Below are 18,227 nucleotides of genomic sequence, written 5' to 3' on the forward strand. Positions count from 1 at the left end.
AAACTGCATTATGTTGCACCCTAAAAACGCGTTTATTTAAGATCCAGTTAATACATTCCCTGTATAAATCACATATCCTTTAGGATAAAAAAACACTAATAAATAGAGTTAGATACAAATAAAAATCGCATCATTATTACCATAACCCTTCATATTCGAGGCGTAATTATAAAACTCTAATTTATTTAAAACACCTAACTTTTTAATTGCACTTCTACGATAACTCAATATTGTTTTCTCAGAACGATTAAGCATAGTAGATATATCGTTAATGCTATACCCATTACTAGTTAATTTAACCAGCCTACTTTCAGTTACTGAGAGTTGAATATTATCCTTTAACCCTAAAAATTTAATAATATCCTTACTCGTCATATTGCAGCAGTCCAAGTTAGCAACTTTAATTATTTTATTTATCTTATAAACAATATCATCGATATCTAACCTATCACTATTAAATGGTATGTTTATAGTCAACATTGATTTATCCAAATCATTAGTGTCCTGACCTGCAACGCCATGATCTTGATAGATATTAACTATTACCATAAAATCCTCAAATATCACATTGACTTTTTTATTTCCTTTTTTTTCATAAGAATCAATTAACAAATAATCATTGCCAGATCTTTTATTAAAAATCTTCTTTAATAAAGAAGTTAAACCTAATTTATAGAAGGTATTTTTGGTTATGATTGCCACTGATAACATTCACATATCCTTTATCTTTTATTACTTAAACAATGTATTTATTGATTAAGAATAGAAATAATCATATAAACAATTAGTATGATAATTTCTATTCTTAATCAGAGTAATTTTTAGCAGAAAAACTAAAAAGCATTACAGACTATGACTTGTGGTTAATATACAAGCTAAGCGTTTTCACTTATATATGTATATCCTACTAAACTATGCTAATTTGATCTTGACCCGCCATCTCCGGACAGCTTCTGTATCTTAGGTTAACGATGCCCGCTGCCGCCGGTATTCCCTCGGAGAGTGATACCCCAGCGCACTGTGCGGGTGGTTTTCATTGTAATGCGTGAACGCTGCTGCAAGGTTTCGCAGGGCTGTCCTCACATCCGGTTTTGGCATGAACGCGATATAGTCTTCCTTCATCGTCTTCACGAACCGTTCGGCCATGCCATTACTCTGTGGGCTGCTCACCGCTGTTGTGCAGGGCTCCAGATTCAGCTCTCTGGCGAACCTCCGCGTTTCATGCACGGTATACGCTGAACCGTTATCCGTCAGCCACTGCACTGGTGTGTCCGGCAACCTGTCGCCGAAGCGCTTTTCCACCGATCTCAGCATCACATCCTGTACGGTCGAACTGTCGTAGCCTCCCGTGCTCGCCGCCCAGTCTATGGCCTCTCTGTCGCAGCAGTCCAGCGCGAACGTCACCCTTAGCTTTTCACCGTTGTCGCAGCCGAACTCGAAGCCGTCTGAACACCAGCGTATATCGCTTTCTGCCACCGCGATTTTGCCCTTGTGTTCACGCTTCGGTCGCTCTGGTTTGTCATGTAACAACAACAGATTATGCTCGCTCATTATCCTGTAAAGCCGTTTGGCGTTCACAGGTGGCTGTCCCTCTGTGCGACGTTGCTTGCGCAGGATGCCCCACACGCGTCGATAACCATAACTCGGCATATCGCTGATGATGTCGAGGATCTCCGACAATATTTCAGCGTCTGCTTCGTCATTACGCCGGCTACAGCGTCTGTCCTGCCAGCTGGCAGAACGGTTAACTCGCAGTGACAGCTGCGCACGCGACACGCCCATGGTGCGGCTGACCAGGGCTATTCCCCGTCCTTTGGCAACAAGGGCGCGTGCGCTATCCATTTTCGCGACTGACCGTACTCCACGGCTTCTTTCAGGATCTCAACTTCCATCGTCTTCTTGCCCAGCAGGCGCTGAAGCTCCCGGACCTGCTTCAGAGCAGCAGTAAGCTCAGAAGCGGGAACAACTTCTTCTCCGGCGGCAACGGCGGTGAGGCTGCCTTCCTGATATTGCTTCTTCCACTTAAACAGCAGGCTGGGCTGGATACCGTGCAGACGCGCGACATGGGAGACATTCATGCCCGGCTCCATCGTTTGCTGGATAATGGCGATTTTCTCCTGAGGAGTTTTACGTTTACGGACTTCTTGCCCTAACAGGATACCGGTCATCTCAAAATTGGCGTTTAGTGTTAGACATATATTCAAGCCTATCTCTTATCTGGAGATACAGCTACTGTCTGGTGTTTCAGGGGGCTACATCATAAACTATGCTAATTACGTTAGACAGATAAATTTTAGCTACGCTATAAAAAGCGCATACGAGAAAATTTTACTTTCATTCATCACCAGTTCACACTGAGCTGTTTTATCGCAAATGTGATTTTCCTTGAGGAAACTGCCTTATTTGTTTATTGTAGTAAATCCATTTTTCACAGCGGGAATTATATATAAATTGCCTCACCAGTGAGTGACCACCTATTTTATTAGGTAATAAATTTTGTTCTAAAAACCTACTAATAAAAAATATTTTTGACATACTTATTTATTTAAAATTCTCATAAAAATTACTAAGGTAATATAATCAGATATCCCGTATATTTAATAATGTAATTATATACGACATTAAGATTTGTTAAAGACTTTCAATTTAGACCAAATAGTGCCACAAAACACCAACAAACAGAACATTTGACTTAAAAAATTACAATTTATATGATTTTAATCCAAATAAAGTAAATGTTTAGATTAAAGATTGTTTTTAAATGAAAATATCAGTTAAAAATATTCGCACAAATTTGTTATAATTAAGCATATCCCTACATAAGAGGTTAGTGATGCCTACACTCGCTGTAATCCTTAGCCCATAAAATTTACATATAAGATATCTCTGAGGATTGGTAAAAGATGCAACCGAAGATAAAACGAATGGTTTCTCATCAATCGCGATAATCTACGGATGGCTGATTAAGGAAGCGGGGAAGAGTATTTTGTTTTATTTTCAATCTATTACAATCGAGGCGTTAATCGGGCTTAGGGGAATAACCCGCATCTCAGAGTTCGTTGGAGGGCAAAACCTATCGTTGACCTAGCATTTCTATCTAAGATGCCAGCAAGCTCCCTATGCTGGCACTGTCTATCATGTTACTCACTGTCGCAGCGGTGATTGGTAGACTTATCTTTATAGTCATTTGTCTGACCATAGCATAAAGCTAAATACCCATAACAATTATCTGCATCTACATATGCAGGTAATCCTATGAGCTTAATAATTTTAGCGATAATCGCATAAATTGAAATTTAGCAATCAAGATATGACCCCAAAAGATAGCCACGATCGGCGATAGTTTGTTTTAATATCGGCGAGGTTAGAACTTCCAGTTCGGTGAGGCGTGGATAGCAATAACTACTGGTCATCAGGATTTTATCGATAAATGCCGGGTGGCACATTACTTCAATCGAGTTAACCGCATTCTCGTCAGCACAATCCAGTAGTTGTAAAAATGATTGTTCCGTCAGATCTTCGCCATAAAAACCAGCCTCAAACCACCCAGTGCTGCGGGATTTATTAAGTACAATATTTTGTTGTTGCGCCTCGCGGCGATCAATACGTAATGGCAGTGACTTTTCGTGAGCAAAAGACTCAATCAGTGGATAAATCTGAGGCAACATATGGACATGGTGATGGCTATCAATATGCGTGGGAAGGCGACCAAAAACAGCGATAAATTTATCAAACTGCGCGGTCAGCTCTTGGGCAATTTCATCCAGACTTAATTCACCAGCTTCCGCCCGCCCCCATAACCATTTACCCAATTCCCCCTCATCATCAACCAAAGACGACATTGCCGTTAAGGGCCGGCCATAAGTTAGGACAAAGTGCATACCCACTGGAAGCAATGGATTCTGCTTGCTCAGTTCTGCGGCATGATAAATATCCGCACAATTCATCATCGCGGTGGTTGATGAGACAATACCATGCTGAAATGCTTCAATAATCCCGTAATTTTGGCCTTTGCACAGACCAAAATCATCAGCATTAACAATCAGTAACTTTTCCATTGAGCATGCCTTGTTGGTCTATTCCGGTAGCAATTATCTGACCGGAGTCTAATCGGATAAACCCTCTCTAACGCAATTGAATTTCTTGCGATAGTTGCCTGGCGTAAAAGAGGTTAATTTCTTGAAGTTTTTAATAAATAGCGTGGTATCGCTGTATCCCGCGTCAAAGGCGATATCCGAGACAAAGTAATTCGTCATTTCAAGTTGAGTTTTGGCAAAATTGATTCTGATTTCATTAATAATTTGCATCGGTGTTTTCTGGTAATAACGTCGGGTGGCACGAGTCAGGTACTCTTGAGTTTTGCCCGAAAGCTCAATCATATTCACCAGCGCTTTCTCACCAAACATCGATTTATCGTGCATTTTGTCGATGCTGGTTTTTAGCCATAGCGGAATATCGTCATTGACCTCAGTCTCTTTATAATGACTAATGCGGTTAGTGACATAAAAGGTCAGTAACTCGACCAATTCTGTTAACTCGTCTTCCCTAAAGTGCGGTGCAGAAATAGCTGATTCGATATAAGAAAGAAAATCACCTTTTAGGCGATAAGCTTGCGAGGCAACAATGGGGCTAGGCAGCAGATGGAAATAGTGCTCTTCAAAAAAAGATTTTCTGATTCCCACATTTAAAATTCGCGTGGCACCAAAGTCATAGAAACTTTGATGGTGTGAACCCATGGGGATAAAAACGAAATCACCGCGCTCTAAAAAGACACGTTTGCCATTGATCTCCTGATAACACATACCAGTGAGTATCAGGGTATATTCATAATAATCATGCTGATGTAAGCCTGTCGCACTCTCCGTTTTGTTATAAATAAACAGATGGAATTCTTTTCCGTTAAAAAAGTCTTTTTCACGTACTAATCTGACTTCCATCTTATTTACCTTCACTCTCTTATTTGAAATAACGGATAAATTGGCGTGGTTCAACTTATCTTTTGATGTAACTCAATCAGTTCTGCGATTAATTCTCGGGCCAACATTGCGTTCATCAAATGATCCTGAGCATGTACCAATACCAAGGTGACACGGGTTTTTCCCTCACCTTGATCAGCTTCAATAAGCTGAGTTTGTACCAAATGCGCCTCATTTAATGCTTTGCGAGATTGCGCCATCAGCTCTGCCGCTTGAGCAAAATCACCTGTTTTGGCATGCTGCAACGCTTTATAGGCCAAACTCCGCGCCTGCCCTGCATTGATAATCAACCCCATGACCACATCTTCCAGTTCATCAGTAGGTTGTACATCATCAACGATTTTATCTAAATCAAACATACTGTTGTGACTCCGTAAATTAAAACTGTTAATTAAAGCCGTTTTGCCTTGCGACATCCGCAAACCAATAACCACTTTTCTTTATAATCCGCGACTGATCCGCAATATTCAATCGTACTAATCCATAACGATTTTTATAGGCATTTAGCCAAGACCAGCAGTCAATAAACGTCCACAGATGATAACCTTTGCAATTACTGCCTTCTTGCAACGCTTGATGTAACCATTGTAAGTGTTCGCGAATAAACTCAATGCGATATTCATCATCAACCTGACCGGACGGGGTAATAAATCGTTCTTCTCCCTCAACACCCATACCATTTTCCGAGATATAACATGGGATGTTGCCATAATTCTGTTTCAGATCTATCAGGATGTCATACAGGCCTTTTTCATAAATTTCCCAGCCACGATGTGGGTTAACTTTTCGCCCTGGCATCTCGTAAAAACTAAACAAGTCTTCCGGTGTTTTCACCTGCTCCCGTGCAGTGGGAATATCTTTCGCCTTGACTCTTCTTGGTTGGTAATAGTTAATCCCTAATAAATCAACGATACCATTGGTGATAAGTTGGCAGTCAGCCGGTTCAATATGTGGTAACAAATCGTGCTCACGCAATAATGCTATCAACTCATCCGGGTAAACACCTTTCGTGACAGGGTCAAGAAAGCTACGGTTGAGTAGCAAATTTGCACAATTAGCAGCCGATTTGTCGGGAATACTGTCTGAGCGAGGATACGTTGGGGTAAGATTCAAAATGATGCCAATATCGCCGCCCTGTTTTAGTTCCCTATAATTTTCAACAGCTTTGGCGTGTGCCAAGACACTATGATAGGCGACGGTCACCGCACGGCTAAAATCCACCACACAAGGATAATGTAAGTCGTTCAGGTAACCAGCTTCGACCGGCACAATTGGCTCGTTAAAGGTAAACCAATGTTTTACCCGGTCACCAAACAGGGTAAAACAGATTTTGGCATAGCGGGCATAGGCATCGACGACTGCGCGACTTTCCCATCCCCCTTTCTCTTGCATACACAGCGGCATATCAAAATGGTAGAGGTTGATAAAAGGCGTGATGCCATTCGCCAATAAAGAGTCAATTATCGCGTTATAAAAGGCAACGGCTTTAGGGTTAAGATCACCATCACCACTTGGAATCAGTCTCGACCATGAAATCGATGTCCTGAAAGTATTATGTCCTAATGTTTTTAACAGCAAAATGTCCTGCTGATAATTATCGTAAAAGGTGGAGGTCGTTTCCGGGCCAATTTGGCCATGAAAACGGTCTGGAGCAATGTCATACCAATAATCGAAAATATTTTGGCTCTTCCCATCCTGCAATGACGCCCCTTCAGATTGGGTTGCAGAAGTGGCGCTACCCCACCAAAAACTCTCGGGAAATTGATATTTCATTCCAGCCTCCACCCTCGTACGTTAAATAGGTTCTACAATTAGAATTTCAAGCTATCCGCTATTTCTTCTTCACTTTGAACTTCACGGTCTATCTCGTTTTGTGCTTTATTGGCAATAATCACAAACGGTAAATAAATCATTGTTGCAATACCGAGATTGAACAAACTTAATAGCATTGCAGCAATACTGCCATTGGTGTTAAAGAAAGCCCCTAACCCGACAGGCATTGTCCACGGCGCAATGTTGGTAATTGGCGGAATAAAACCGGTGTAATACGCAATGGAAGTAATGATGGCTAATACCGGCTGCACCAGAATAAACGGAATGAAGAACAGTGGATTCATAATAACCGGTAAACCAAACAGAATCGGTTCGTTAATTTGGAAAATACTGGCCGGTGCCCCCAGTTTTGCGACCTGACGATAATCTTCACGACGAGAACCAATAAAGATAGCAATAACCAGCCCAAGTGTTGCCCCAGTGCCGCCGAGGAAAATATAGGAATCAACAAAAGGTTTGGCCCACATATGGAATTCTTTGCCGGCCGCGACTGCCGCTGCAACCGAACCATATTGGGTATAAGTTGCCACGTTCTCCAAGGCAAACGGCATCATAATGCCACTTTCCAGCGCAGATAATGCCATTGCACCATGTATGCCGAAGAACCACAGCAGTGAGGAACACATCACATACACCCAGCCCACAACACTGCCCATTTTCGATAGCGGCGCTGAAATGGTGTCCATAATAATCTGGTGGAAGTTGGTGCCATGCAATCCAAGGGCATAAGCAATCACGCCCATAAAGGAGAGGATAATAAAACCAGGAATTAATGCAGAGAAAGAGCGAGAAACTGAAGTCGGCACACTGTCAGGTAGACGGATAACCCAGTTACGGCGCACGATAAAGGCGAACACTTCCGCCACGACCAAGCCGATGATAATACCGGATATAATATTTGCGCCACCTAACCAATTAGCCCCCACAGCATAAGCATCGCCAACACTGTATGGCGTCACAGTCATAAAAGCAGCAATGGCTAGAAGCGCTGAAGCCAGAGGATCGACTCTTTTCTCTTCAGCTAGGGCCATACTGATAAAAAATGGCGTCATTAGCGACATTATCCCGAGAGTACCGTTATAAACGTTGACGCCTATTGCTTTAAAACCATTGAGCGTGGTGATGGTATCCGCATCCAGACGGATGCCCATTGAGAAGAAGAATGACCCCTCGCCAAAACTTAAGAAAACGTTATTGATAAGAACAAACATGGCACCCGTCAGAGTTAACGGCATCAACCGGATAAACCCATTCTTGATAGCATTAATATGTTGCTGTTTGCCAATTTTAATGGCGAAGGGCAATATGGCCCTTTCCAGAGAATTAATAAATGCGCTCACAGTGCTCCCCTTATTGTTTTGCTTTTTTTATTGCGGCAACAGCAGCTTTTAATACCCCTAAACCATCAACTTTGCCGTACAGAATTGAATCAATCACTTCGACGGGCTTGTTAGGGAACATTTTGGTAACTTCTGGCAACATGTAAGCAATCTGTGGCCCTAATAGGATCACGTCTGCTTCTCTGCCATGTTGTGCTGCCAGTGCTTCCGGGTAAGCATTGATTATCACTGGCACTTCATACTTCTCTGCTTGCACTTTCATTTTGGAAACCAGTAACGATGTAGACATACCGGCAGAGCAAAATAGATAAATTTTTTTCTTTTCCATACCCAACACCTTTTGATGTTCAAAAGACACAAGTTATTCATATGCCAGTGCAATGGTGAATTCCCTTTATCTGAACTTTATCGTGCCCCTTGCCCAGCTCCATTGTTTCTGGTTGTCGGCAGTATACGGAGTTGACGGCCAACCCAGTAATTCCAGTGTGATAATAATCGTCTGTAATTGACTTTTCATATTGATAGCCTTCACATTTCTTAGTTATTACAATGTGATGGTTATCGCAAAATGATTATTTTTTCGCTCGGCGAATTAAGTTTAATTCATTTGTATTTCATGTGGTTAGTTTTTATTAGTCGATTTAGGAGCAACAAGGGATCGCGATAGAATCGATTGAAACTGATAAAAGGATAAATTAGGGAATCTTATTGGTTTGATAATCGTTTCATCCAAACTTTCTCACTTTTTGGCTAGATTCAGCGCATCGGCTTTATTCGTGAAGCGAAGAGCATCACCGCAGTGCTGTTCTCGACACACGAGTTAAGCTTCTTTAGCGGAAAAAATAGCCGATTTCTACTTAATACTCTAAAGTTAACAGGTGGTTGCATATTTATGGAGTGACTAATGGCGTTATTAGAATATAAAACACCAGCTTTTCGAGTGCATTTGCAGTTATTAAAATTACTCATACTCAGTGTGTTTATCTCAACGCCAGTGATGGCTACCCCCTCAGTCACTGTCGCGGAACTACAAGATGGGCTAGATCATCCCTGGTCGCTGGCATTCTTGCCGGATAATGAGGGGATTTTAATCACTGAACGTAGCGGGCAGTTACGATTATGGCATCAAGGAAAAGCGCTATCAAACCCCCTAAAAGGGGTACCTGCTGTGTATGCCAAAGGGCAAGGTGGCTTGTTCGAAGTGGCATTATCGCCGACATTTGCGCAAGATAGGCGTATTTATCTCAGTTTTGCCGAGGAAGGAAAGGACGGGAAAGCCGGGACAGCAGTGGGTTATGGCCGCCTTAATCCGCAAGGAACTGCCATTGAGAACTTCACTATCTTTTTTCGTCAACAGCCAAAACTATCCACTGGCAACCATTTTGGCGGTAAATTGGCCTTTGATGACCAAGGCCATCTCTTTATCACCTTAGGTGAAAACAATCAGCGCCTGACAGCACAGGATTTGAGTTTGCATCAAGGTAAAATTGTCCGTCTAACCCTCGACGGTAAAGTGCCAAAAGACAACCCTTTTGCCAATAAGTCACCGACAAGGCCAGAAATCTGGTCTTACGGCCATCGCAACCCGCAAGGACTGGCTCTTAATCCATGGAGTGGCGTGATATGGTCCAATGAACATGGGCCGAAAGGTGGCGATGAAATCAATATCCCCATCGCCGGGAAAAACTACGGCTGGCCATTAGTAACCCATGGCGTGAATTATTCTGGTTTGCCGATCCCTGAAGCCAAAGGTACACATCTTGATGGGACTGAGCAGCCCGCGTATTACTGGGAAAAGTCACCAGGGATCAGTGGAATGGCATTCTATGATGCTGCGCGTTTTCCTGTCTGGCAACATTCTCTGTTTATCGGTGCATTAGCGCAAAAAGAGTTGATTCGCTTGCAACTTGATGGCGATAAAGTGATTGCCGAAGAACGCCTGCTGGGGGATCGCGGCGAACGTATCCGCGATGTGCGTGTCGGGCCTGACGGCTACATTTACCTGCTGACGGATGAAAGTGACGGCAAACTACTAAAAGTCGGTCTTGCACCTAATAAATAATCCATAAGTCGCTCATGTCTTTCAGCAAAAAGCCGGATAATCTTCCGGCTTTTATATGATAACTGTCAGTGATCAGTTATGGCCAATTAACGATCCGAAGACGCCTGCCACAAATTGAGTTTCCCATCAGTAACATGCTGATCAATAGCACGTAATTCTTCTGCACTGAAATTCAGATTACCGAGCGCGGCACAGTTTTCCTCGAGCTGTTCTGGACGGCTGGCCCCAATTAAAACCGACGTGACACGCTTATCTTTCAACAACCAACTTAAAGCCATTTGTGCCAATGATTGCCCACGCTGTTCAGCCAATTCATTCAACAGCCTGATGCTGCGTAGATTTGCCTCTGACAACATATTTTCTTTCAACGAGCCGCCAGCTTCTTTTTTCATGCGGGAATCATCTGGAATACCATTGAGATACTTACCGGTTAATAGTCCCTGGGCCAAAGGTGTGAAAGCAATACAGCCAACACCATATTTATCCAAAGTATCTAATAGATTAGTCTGTTCAACCCAACGATTAAGAATATTATAAGAAGGTTGATGGATAAGCAGAGGGACTTTCCATTCCTGCAATAACGCCACCATTTTGGCGGTTCGTTCAGAAGAATAGGAGGAAATTCCGACATACAGGGCTTTACCACTTTGTACTGCCTGCGCTAATGCTGAGGCAGTTTCTTCCATCGGCGTATTTTCATCAACACGGTGGGAATAGAAAATATCCACGTAATCCAACCCCATCCGTTTTAGACTTTGATCTAAGCTGGCCAGCAGATATTTCCGCGAACTGCCGGCACCATAAGGGCCAGGCCACATGTTATAACCCGCTTTGGTCGAGATAACTAATTCATCACGATAAGGTTTAAAATCATCCTGCAATAACTTACCGAAATTTTGTTCTGCCGACCCCGGTGGTGGCCCGTAATTATTGGCTAAATCGAAATGGGTAATCCCCAGGTCAAAAGCTTTACGCAGCAACGTTCGTTGTGATTCTAATGTATTGTTAAAGCTAAAATTATGCCAAAGTCCAAGTGACAATGCCGGGAGCTGCAAGCCACTTTTTCCACAAAAACGATATTGCATTTGGTTGTAGCGGGAAGGATCTGTGTTGTAAGGCATGATAGCTTCTATCTCCGTTTATTATATTTTTGAAACAGCATTCCTATTTTAACCCTATCCCCCATCACTGCAAGCCCGCCCTCTTTCTACATAAAATCTTACGCTACAGTTTATATATACAAATGCTCTCTAGGCTTATTTGTACTACAATTATTACCACTCTAGTGAGTCACTATGGAGAGTTTTTTATGACAGCAATCGATGTCATGTGGGTCGGATTAGGTGGTGGTATCGGCTCACTTCTACGATGGTGGATAGGGCTGGGTGTCGGCAAAATATATAAAGGTAACTTCCCCCTAGGCACTTTTCTAATCAATATCTCGGGGGCATTTGTTATTGGTTATCTGAGTATTCTTTTTAGTGTTGACTGGCGTGATCGCTATGGCGATTTAATGAATGCAGCCGTGTTAACCGGTATTTTAGGCGGTTATACCACGTTTAGTAGTATGCAATTAGATGCAGCAAAACTGTCTACAACCCGAGGCCGAGCTATTGCTGCTGGATATCTGATTATTTCTGTATTAGTCGGTTTAGCTGCCGCCGCATTTGGTGCATGGCTAGCTTATTAATCAGAGAACTGATTTATTAATCGGAGAGAATTGCTATGCCGAATCTTATTATTTTAGTTTTTGTGGGTGGTGCTTTTGGTGCCATGTGTCGTGAATTTATCATGCTGTCAGTACCTCGACTGACTGATGGCTTTCCGATGGACATCTTTGCCGCCAATATTATCGCTGCATTTTTATTAGGGTTAGTGACCTCTTTCTTTAAAAATGGAAAAATTAATCAGTACGTACATTTGATGGTGGGTACCGGTATCATGGGCGGCCTTTCGACATTTTCCAGTTTTGTATTTGGTGCCGTCGAAATGATGAAAACGCCCAGTGGAATTTTAGTTTCAATCTGCTATTTAGTTGCCAGCTTAATTGTTGGTTTTATCGCCGTCGAATTAGGTTTAATAGTTGGCCCCAAAGAGAAACCGAAAGACCCACAAGCAGCCACTGAATAATTAAAACTCAGTGAATATCTTAAGTGATATAAAAACACCCTCACGATGAGGGTGTTTTAGGCGATTGAGGCTAACCCACTAAATTTAATCTAATTTTTGACAATTGCCAAAAAACATTTCTGTAATAAGAGAGTTATTGATAGCATCGCCATTTAAAGTTCTAACCAGCAGTTCACTGCCCAGTAATGGCAGTGAGAACACCATATCAGGGTTAACCCGTTTAACTTTCTTCATATTTTGTGTTTCATTGACTAATGCCAATGTTTTCGTATTCTCACCCGCTATCTCTTTTGCAGCCAGAATGGTAAAGGTGTTATCAGCATCACTATCACACAATGCAATAATATATTTTGCCTTGGCAGCACCGGCTAGTTTCAGTGTTTGTACTGAAGAGGGATCCCCCTCGATAATATCGGCATGCGGAGGAAAATTGTGCTGGCTGCCAACTGCGCAAACAACAGTGACATCATCACCCCGGTCATGCAGACCATTATAAACGTTGAGCGCCAAAGAACTGGAACCGACAATAATAAAGTGATTTTTACGTTCCACGTGATAAATCCTACCTTTAACTATGCGTTTAATATTATTACTGATTATCGGGCCGGCAATAGAAGCAATGGAAGTAGCAAAAACAGTAATACCAGCAATAATCACCGTAAGAGTGAACATTCTCGCCACCGTGGTGTGCGGGATAATATCCCCGAAACCCACTGTGGACATACAGACAATCGCAAAATAGAACGCCGTCGGTAAATCGGTCACTACCGGTGCGAACTCATCACCCATGTAAAGAGTGCCCAACATGCTGTAGACAATTAACGAAGAAACACTCGCGATCGCAAAGAACGTCGCACTACCAAGACTGTAATGATCAAACTCACGCCAATAAAATAGCAGAGCGACAATAACAATAAGTGAATAAGTCGTCAGTTTATTCTGATCCTTCAGAATAAAGATATTGATAGCAACGAGAGTAAACAACAATAACACCGTAAGGAACCATGCCGTACGGGTTTTCATCGATACTGCAAATGCCATTAATATCAGTAGTAGACCGATCATAAATCTTGGAATTTCAACCAATTCAAGAAAACTTAGCGCCTCCTTCCAAGTACTGAAATTGCTTACGGCATCTGTTGAATGAGAGATTGCCCGGAAAAGTACCGGGCTTAGCACCAGATACCCATTAATGGCGACCAAAATAGCCAACAAAAGCGGTATCGACACCTTAGTCTTAATTTCCTGTAATATTTTCATCAATAGAGTGAATAAAATTGTTATAGGTAAACCAAGTATAGATAAAAAACGATAAAAATCATGGTCAAATATGATTATTTTTGACTAAAATCAAATGATAATTCGGTTATCACTATAAAGAATTATCAGATTAGTCATTTTACATTTTGTAAAGTTATTCATACTCAACAATGAGTGAAATAATAAGTCTATAGTTGGCATTAATAGCATTTTGGTTAATAATATATAGGTTCACTGGCATATCGGAAATACTGGTGTTCATAAACTTGAGTGATCTCTATCACCCTTAATTCAAGTGTCTTAAATATCCATTCATATTTAACAGATAAATAAGGAAATAAGCATGTCCTACAAATCACTTCGTAATATTGCATTGACTGGTTTGTTACTTTCTGCTGCCGCAACAAGTTTTGCAGCAACCACTAGCGCAACAGCGACTACCCCGAGTGATATGACCTGCAAAGAGTTCCTGGATCTGAATCCTAAGTCATTTACTCCTGTCGTTTATTGGGTATTGAATTCTGATACTCAATATAAGAAAGGCGATTATGTTGATTTACATGAGACTGACACTATCGTGACACCGAAAGTGGTCGAGGTTTGTAAGAAAGCACCTGAAAGTAAACTCTCTGAGATTAAACAAGATATTTTAGGTTTTGCTAAAAAACATATGTAACCTAAAGTTTTAGCACTAAAACAATAGGTCAGGCGCTTATTACATGTAATAAGCGCCTTTATTTTTATAACGTGATAATTAGCGAGTAATGCTTAATTTGTCATAGCCGCGAACATAATAATTAACCGCAGAAATCACCCAGCACAGTATAAACATACCAATAATCCAGTAGCCTATCTCCCCTAAGTTTTCACTGATATTATTTATTGGTGCCCAAATACCACCGGTCAAATTCAGTTTATCTGCTATTAATCCCAAAGCTTCAATCCCACCGATGAAGAATGCAATGATAACTGAAGCTGCCGTGATAGTAATGTTGTAATACAATTTACGCACTGGTTTAGAAAAAGCCCAACCATATGCACCAATCATAACAAAGTTATCAAGTGAGTCGATCAATGCCATCCCGGAAGCAAATAAAATCGGGAAGACCATAATTGACCACAAATTCATACCGTGGGTGGCACTTGCCGCTGAGATCCCTAACACCCCAATTTCAGTCGCGGTATCAAAACCCAGGCCAAATAAAAATCCCACCGGGTACATATGCCAGCTTTTACTCACCAGATTAAATACACGTTTGAATATTCTGGCGAGAAAACCACCATTATTAGTCACCAAGAGGTCAAGCTCTTCGTCTTGATAGACATGCCCCGCTTTGACCTGTTTGAACTTTTTATAGACTGAAATCAGGATAGTTAAATTGAGGAAGCCAAATAACAGTAAAAACAAGGATGAAACCAGTGTTCCAATTAAACCACCGGTTTCGTGGAACCACGTCATATTATTTTTAAATGCCATCGCAGTCGCGGCGATAGCAAGTGACGCTAATATGACAATAGTGGAATGCCCAAGGGAGAAGAATGTTCCCACTGCAATCGGCGTCTTCCCCTGCTGCATAAGTTTGCGGGTAACATTATCAATGGCTGCAATATGATCGGCGTCAACAGCATGACGCAAACCAAAGCTATAAGCCAAGAATGCCATCCCCATTAATACAGCATTATCATTAAACTCAGTAAAAGCCCAAAGCCATGCCAGCCCATTAACAACCAGTAAACCGACCAATAAATAAATGGCGCGACGTTTAGTTTGTTGGTTGCCAAATGCGCTACGTTTCTCTAGTCCAACCGTCATGTGGTTCTCCAGAATAAAATCGCTATTGTCTATGTGCCGGCATCACATCTTTATTCGGAACCAAGAATAACCATGAGGCCAGAACAAATGGCATCGTCAACGTAGGAATGCCAATAGGTGACAGTAAGATATTCAGAGCGCCCTGTACGATCACTGTAAAAATAACGCCGATGATGGTATAGGCTAAAACGCGCCAGCTGGGTTTATTAAATGTTGAGCCTAGTGCGATGGCTGTCAATACCGCACTGAAAGCATAAAGCCCGGTATCAATACTGCTTGGATTCGCACCGAGGAACATGGCGGTGAAGAGCGCAAGTAACGATCCTCCTAGGGCAAATACTGCAGCCCAAAGTGATTCTACCGCCAGACCGATGACAAAAAGAATGCCACCAATCAAGCTACTGAGTAAAAAGACCTCAGAGATACCGTTAAACATACTAACAAAAATATTGCCCTCAGCAGCCGTTCCCGCAGCTAAAACAAATGGATGAGGGAGTGCAGGTGTTGGCAAGCCACTGCTTTGTAGCCCCGTAAAGGCATAACTGGCCAGTAATATCATCCAGGTAGTCAGAACAAAGGGAGCCGTTAACGCGGCCACTTTCCAAGTGTTTAAAATATCAGCGATACAAGCCATCACAATCACTGACACGATGCTACCCAGAACAATACAAGCCCACAGGGTCGGAGTGGCAACCAAAAATGTCGGTAATGCAGCCCCCACCAAGCACCCATTATAGCCATATAATCCTGCACGCCAGGATTTACGGTCGCGCATGGTCAACCCGGTGAGTGTGGCTACCACCGTGCCGAGCACACAACCGTAGGCCACCGCCGGATTGCCCTCACCATAAGCGCCAACAAAGATGGCGGCAAAAAAGAATAATCCTGTCAACGGGTTATTCTGAAACATGACTTGAGCACAACCGCGTAGCGTTGTATCGATAAATTCAATGAAAACATTTGAAGCACTCAGTTGTGCCCAGCCGGATTGATTGCCCGTTTTCGTATTCATTATTTTACCCTTCTAACTTGAAGCTACAGCTGTGTTAGCTGCACTCATTTATAATTGTAGTTACGCATTGTTGCAGCGCTGCTTTGCTGCAACACCGTATAACGTTGAGCATGACTTCAGCGCCATAAGAATTTTTCCGGCAATGTCACACCGAGAATCTCCTCACGCGCTATTTTCCAAAACTGTCGGATTTCATCCTTAACACCGGCACTGTCAATACCCAATGCTTTAAACACCAGTCCGCAATCATTGGGTAAGCGCGTCGCGCCACTGGCAATCCCGCCTTTGATGTCAAAGTGGGCGGGTACCCGCGCCAAAATGCGATCATGGTGCTCTTTGGGTGTTAATAAAATCACATTGCCAAATGCGTCAAATGTTTGCATTACCCCAATGGCATCCAGACTTTCTGACTTCGGCTCCAGCACATACTTTTCAACAAAGAGTTCTTTACCTGCCAAATTGTGCCCAGCAACTCTGGATGAATAAACATCAAAACCAAAGCGTTCGTCCGCATGGTGATATTTACGCCCAGACATCAGCACTTCCGAATAAATCGCAGTCGCCGTAGGATGAATATTAATGGTGGTATCAGTAATAAAACGCGAATTACGGTGCGGAATAAGGGGGTCGGGCATAAACTCCAGATACCCCCCCTCTTCCACTGTGAAATTCTGTATCTGCGATGCATAGTTCGCATTCATCATATGGACTTTGGTGGCTGACTGAGTGGTGACATGGGCACAAGCGCCGGCCTCCACAATTACATCGGTGGCCAACCGGTCCCCTTGTAAAATACACCCCGACGTCGAAATCATGGTGACACAAGGTAATTCGGGCATTTCCTCATCCCAATACAGCGCCTTTTGCACCATTGATGGCACGCGTCTTTCCATTTCTGCCAAAATACTGCGATGCTCACGTTTGGCGAATCTCAGCTTGAGATAGCCGCTTTTCCCTATGGCCCCGCTACGCATTTGCGCCGGTTCATCTTGATATTCCGCTAATTCCGGCGCGTTAACACCTAATGCGTGAGCGCGAACCCGTGAAGGAGTTTCCACGATATTCTGGCTCTGCGATGTCATGCATGCTCTCCTTGCGGTTCAACATGGGTAAATAGGAAATCGCGCATAATCATATCGACCAACTCTTCAATGCCCTGACCGGTTTTGCAGTTGGTCAGAATATAAGGGCGCTCACCACGCACCACTTTGGTGTCACTTTCCATCACATCCAGGCTGGCACCGACATACGGGGCAAGGTCAATCTTGTTGATAACCAGAATATCCGCCTGAACCAAACCAGGGCCATTTTTGCGTGGGATTTTTTCCCCTTCCGCCACATCAATAACATAGATATAGAAGTCGGCCAGTGCGGGGCTGAAAGTCAATGTCAGGTTGTCGCCGCCACTTTCAATCATGATAAGGTCACTGTCAGGGAAGCGCTCTTCCATCTCTTCTACCGCAGCGATATTCATACTCGGGTCTTCGCGCACTGCGGTATGCGGGCAGGCACCGGTTTCTACCCCAAGGATTTTCTCTTCATCCAGAATGCCTTTCAGGGTGCGTTTTACCTGTTTGGCATCCTCGGTGGTGACGATGTCATTGGTAATGATCAGTGGCTTAATACCCCGCTTGATCAGAATCGGGGTGATCACTTCGATAATGGCGGTTTTACCTGAACCTACCGGGCCACCAATACCAATGCGGGTAATCTTTTTGCGTTTATCGGTTGAATGGCTATTCACGGGGTAATCCTCTTCATTTTATCTGATATTAGTTAGGTACTTGGCGAATAAACTGTA

Annotated in this window: 18 protein-coding genes; 4 read left to right on the forward strand and 14 right to left on the reverse strand. The window is 42.8% G+C overall.

What is annotated here, in order from left to right:
• Positions 1-108 precede the first annotated feature (108 nt).
• The 8 genes from D5F51_RS16600 to D5F51_RS16635 form a co-directional block, all read right to left on the reverse strand.
• Positions 109-711 (reverse strand): helix-turn-helix transcriptional regulator, encoded by a 603-nt coding sequence (locus D5F51_RS16600; RefSeq protein ID WP_129197956.1) that lies wholly within the window; start codon positions 709-711, stop codon positions 109-111.
• A 249-nt stretch (positions 712-960) separates the two neighbouring features.
• Positions 961-2,168, reverse strand: a protein-coding gene (locus D5F51_RS16605; RefSeq protein ID WP_129197958.1) for an IS3 family transposase whose coding sequence is annotated in 2 segments (ribosomal slippage) — positions 961-1,847 and positions 1,847-2,168 — 1,209 coding nt in all. Because the reading frame shifts where the segments join, the coding sequence is not laid out codon by codon here.
• A gap of 1,128 nt (positions 2,169-3,296) precedes the next feature.
• Positions 3,297-4,058 carry a chitin disaccharide deacetylase gene (gene chbG, locus D5F51_RS16610; protein WP_129197961.1) on the reverse strand — a complete coding sequence of 254 codons (762 nt, stop codon included), beginning with the start codon at positions 4,056-4,058 and terminating at the stop codon, positions 3,297-3,299.
• A gap of 48 nt (positions 4,059-4,106) precedes the next feature.
• On the reverse strand, positions 4,107-4,952 hold the full coding sequence (chbR, locus tag D5F51_RS16615; RefSeq protein WP_281279613.1) for a transcriptional regulator ChbR: 846 nt from the start codon (positions 4,950-4,952) through the stop codon (positions 4,107-4,109).
• A 35-nt stretch (positions 4,953-4,987) separates the two neighbouring features.
• Positions 4,988-5,335 (reverse strand): PTS N,N'-diacetylchitobiose transporter subunit IIA, encoded by a 348-nt coding sequence (gene chbA / locus D5F51_RS16620; protein ID WP_129197965.1) that lies wholly within the window; start codon positions 5,333-5,335, stop codon positions 4,988-4,990.
• Positions 5,336-5,363: 28 nt separating this feature from the next.
• Entirely contained in the window at positions 5,364-6,749 is a 1,386-nt protein-coding gene (locus D5F51_RS16625; RefSeq protein ID WP_129197967.1) for a glycoside hydrolase family 1 protein, read from the reverse strand.
• Positions 6,750-6,787: 38 nt separating this feature from the next.
• Positions 6,788-8,149, reverse strand: coding sequence for a PTS N,N'-diacetylchitobiose transporter subunit IIC (chbC, locus tag D5F51_RS16630; RefSeq protein ID WP_129197969.1), 1,362 nt, complete (start codon positions 8,147-8,149; stop codon positions 6,788-6,790).
• A 10-nt stretch (positions 8,150-8,159) separates the two neighbouring features.
• Positions 8,160-8,477: a PTS sugar transporter subunit IIB gene (locus D5F51_RS16635; RefSeq protein WP_087768820.1), complete on the reverse strand. Its 318-nt coding sequence runs from the start codon at positions 8,475-8,477 to the stop codon at positions 8,160-8,162.
• Between the two features lie 576 nt (positions 8,478-9,053).
• Here D5F51_RS16635 and D5F51_RS16640 point away from each other — a divergent pair.
• Positions 9,054-10,211, forward strand: coding sequence for a PQQ-dependent sugar dehydrogenase (locus tag D5F51_RS16640; RefSeq protein ID WP_129197971.1), 1,158 nt, complete (start codon positions 9,054-9,056; stop codon positions 10,209-10,211).
• A gap of 86 nt (positions 10,212-10,297) precedes the next feature.
• Here the strand turns inward: D5F51_RS16640 and mgrA are convergent, their stop codons facing one another.
• On the reverse strand, positions 10,298-11,332 hold the full coding sequence (mgrA, locus tag D5F51_RS16645) for an L-glyceraldehyde 3-phosphate reductase (RefSeq protein ID WP_129197973.1): 1,035 nt from the start codon (positions 11,330-11,332) through the stop codon (positions 10,298-10,300).
• Positions 11,333-11,520: 188 nt separating this feature from the next.
• Here mgrA and D5F51_RS16650 point away from each other — a divergent pair, with 188 nt between their 5' ends.
• Both D5F51_RS16650 and crcB read left to right on the forward strand, forming a co-directional pair.
• Positions 11,521-11,901, forward strand: coding sequence for a fluoride efflux transporter FluC (locus tag D5F51_RS16650; RefSeq protein ID WP_087768817.1), 381 nt, complete (start codon positions 11,521-11,523; stop codon positions 11,899-11,901).
• Between the two features lie 35 nt (positions 11,902-11,936).
• Positions 11,937-12,341 carry a fluoride efflux transporter CrcB gene (gene crcB, locus D5F51_RS16655; protein ID WP_129197975.1) on the forward strand — a complete coding sequence of 135 codons (405 nt, stop codon included), beginning with the start codon at positions 11,937-11,939 and terminating at the stop codon, positions 12,339-12,341.
• Positions 12,342-12,425: 84 nt separating this feature from the next.
• Here the strand turns inward: crcB and kch are convergent, their stop codons facing one another.
• On the reverse strand, positions 12,426-13,601 hold the full coding sequence (gene kch, locus D5F51_RS16660) for a voltage-gated potassium channel protein (RefSeq protein WP_087768815.1): 1,176 nt from the start codon (positions 13,599-13,601) through the stop codon (positions 12,426-12,428).
• A gap of 343 nt (positions 13,602-13,944) precedes the next feature.
• Here kch and hdeB point away from each other — a divergent pair, with 343 nt between their 5' ends.
• Positions 13,945-14,277: an acid-activated periplasmic chaperone HdeB gene (gene hdeB / locus D5F51_RS16665; RefSeq protein WP_087768814.1), complete on the forward strand. Its 333-nt coding sequence runs from the start codon at positions 13,945-13,947 to the stop codon at positions 14,275-14,277.
• Positions 14,278-14,355: 78 nt separating this feature from the next.
• Here the strand turns inward: hdeB and D5F51_RS16670 are convergent, their stop codons facing one another.
• The 4 genes from D5F51_RS16670 to ureG form a co-directional block, all read right to left on the reverse strand.
• On the reverse strand, positions 14,356-15,414 hold the full coding sequence (locus D5F51_RS16670) for a HoxN/HupN/NixA family nickel/cobalt transporter (RefSeq protein WP_129197977.1): 1,059 nt from the start codon (positions 15,412-15,414) through the stop codon (positions 14,356-14,358).
• 22 nt (positions 15,415-15,436) lie between these two features.
• Positions 15,437-16,426: an urea transporter gene (yut, locus tag D5F51_RS16675; protein ID WP_129197979.1), complete on the reverse strand. Its 990-nt coding sequence runs from the start codon at positions 16,424-16,426 to the stop codon at positions 15,437-15,439.
• Positions 16,427-16,542: 116 nt separating this feature from the next.
• Positions 16,543-17,508, reverse strand: coding sequence for an urease accessory protein UreD (locus tag D5F51_RS16680; protein ID WP_087768811.1), 966 nt, complete (start codon positions 17,506-17,508; stop codon positions 16,543-16,545).
• On the reverse strand, positions 17,505-18,170 hold the full coding sequence (gene ureG / locus D5F51_RS16685; RefSeq protein ID WP_087768810.1) for an urease accessory protein UreG: 666 nt from the start codon (positions 18,168-18,170) through the stop codon (positions 17,505-17,507). Before ureG ends, D5F51_RS16680 begins: the two co-directional genes overlap by 4 nt.
• Between the last annotated feature and the right edge of the window lie 57 nt (positions 18,171-18,227).

This window comes from Yersinia hibernica (genome assembly GCF_004124235.1).
In the GTDB taxonomy this organism is placed as follows: Bacteria; Pseudomonadota; Gammaproteobacteria; order Enterobacterales; family Enterobacteriaceae; genus Yersinia; species Yersinia hibernica.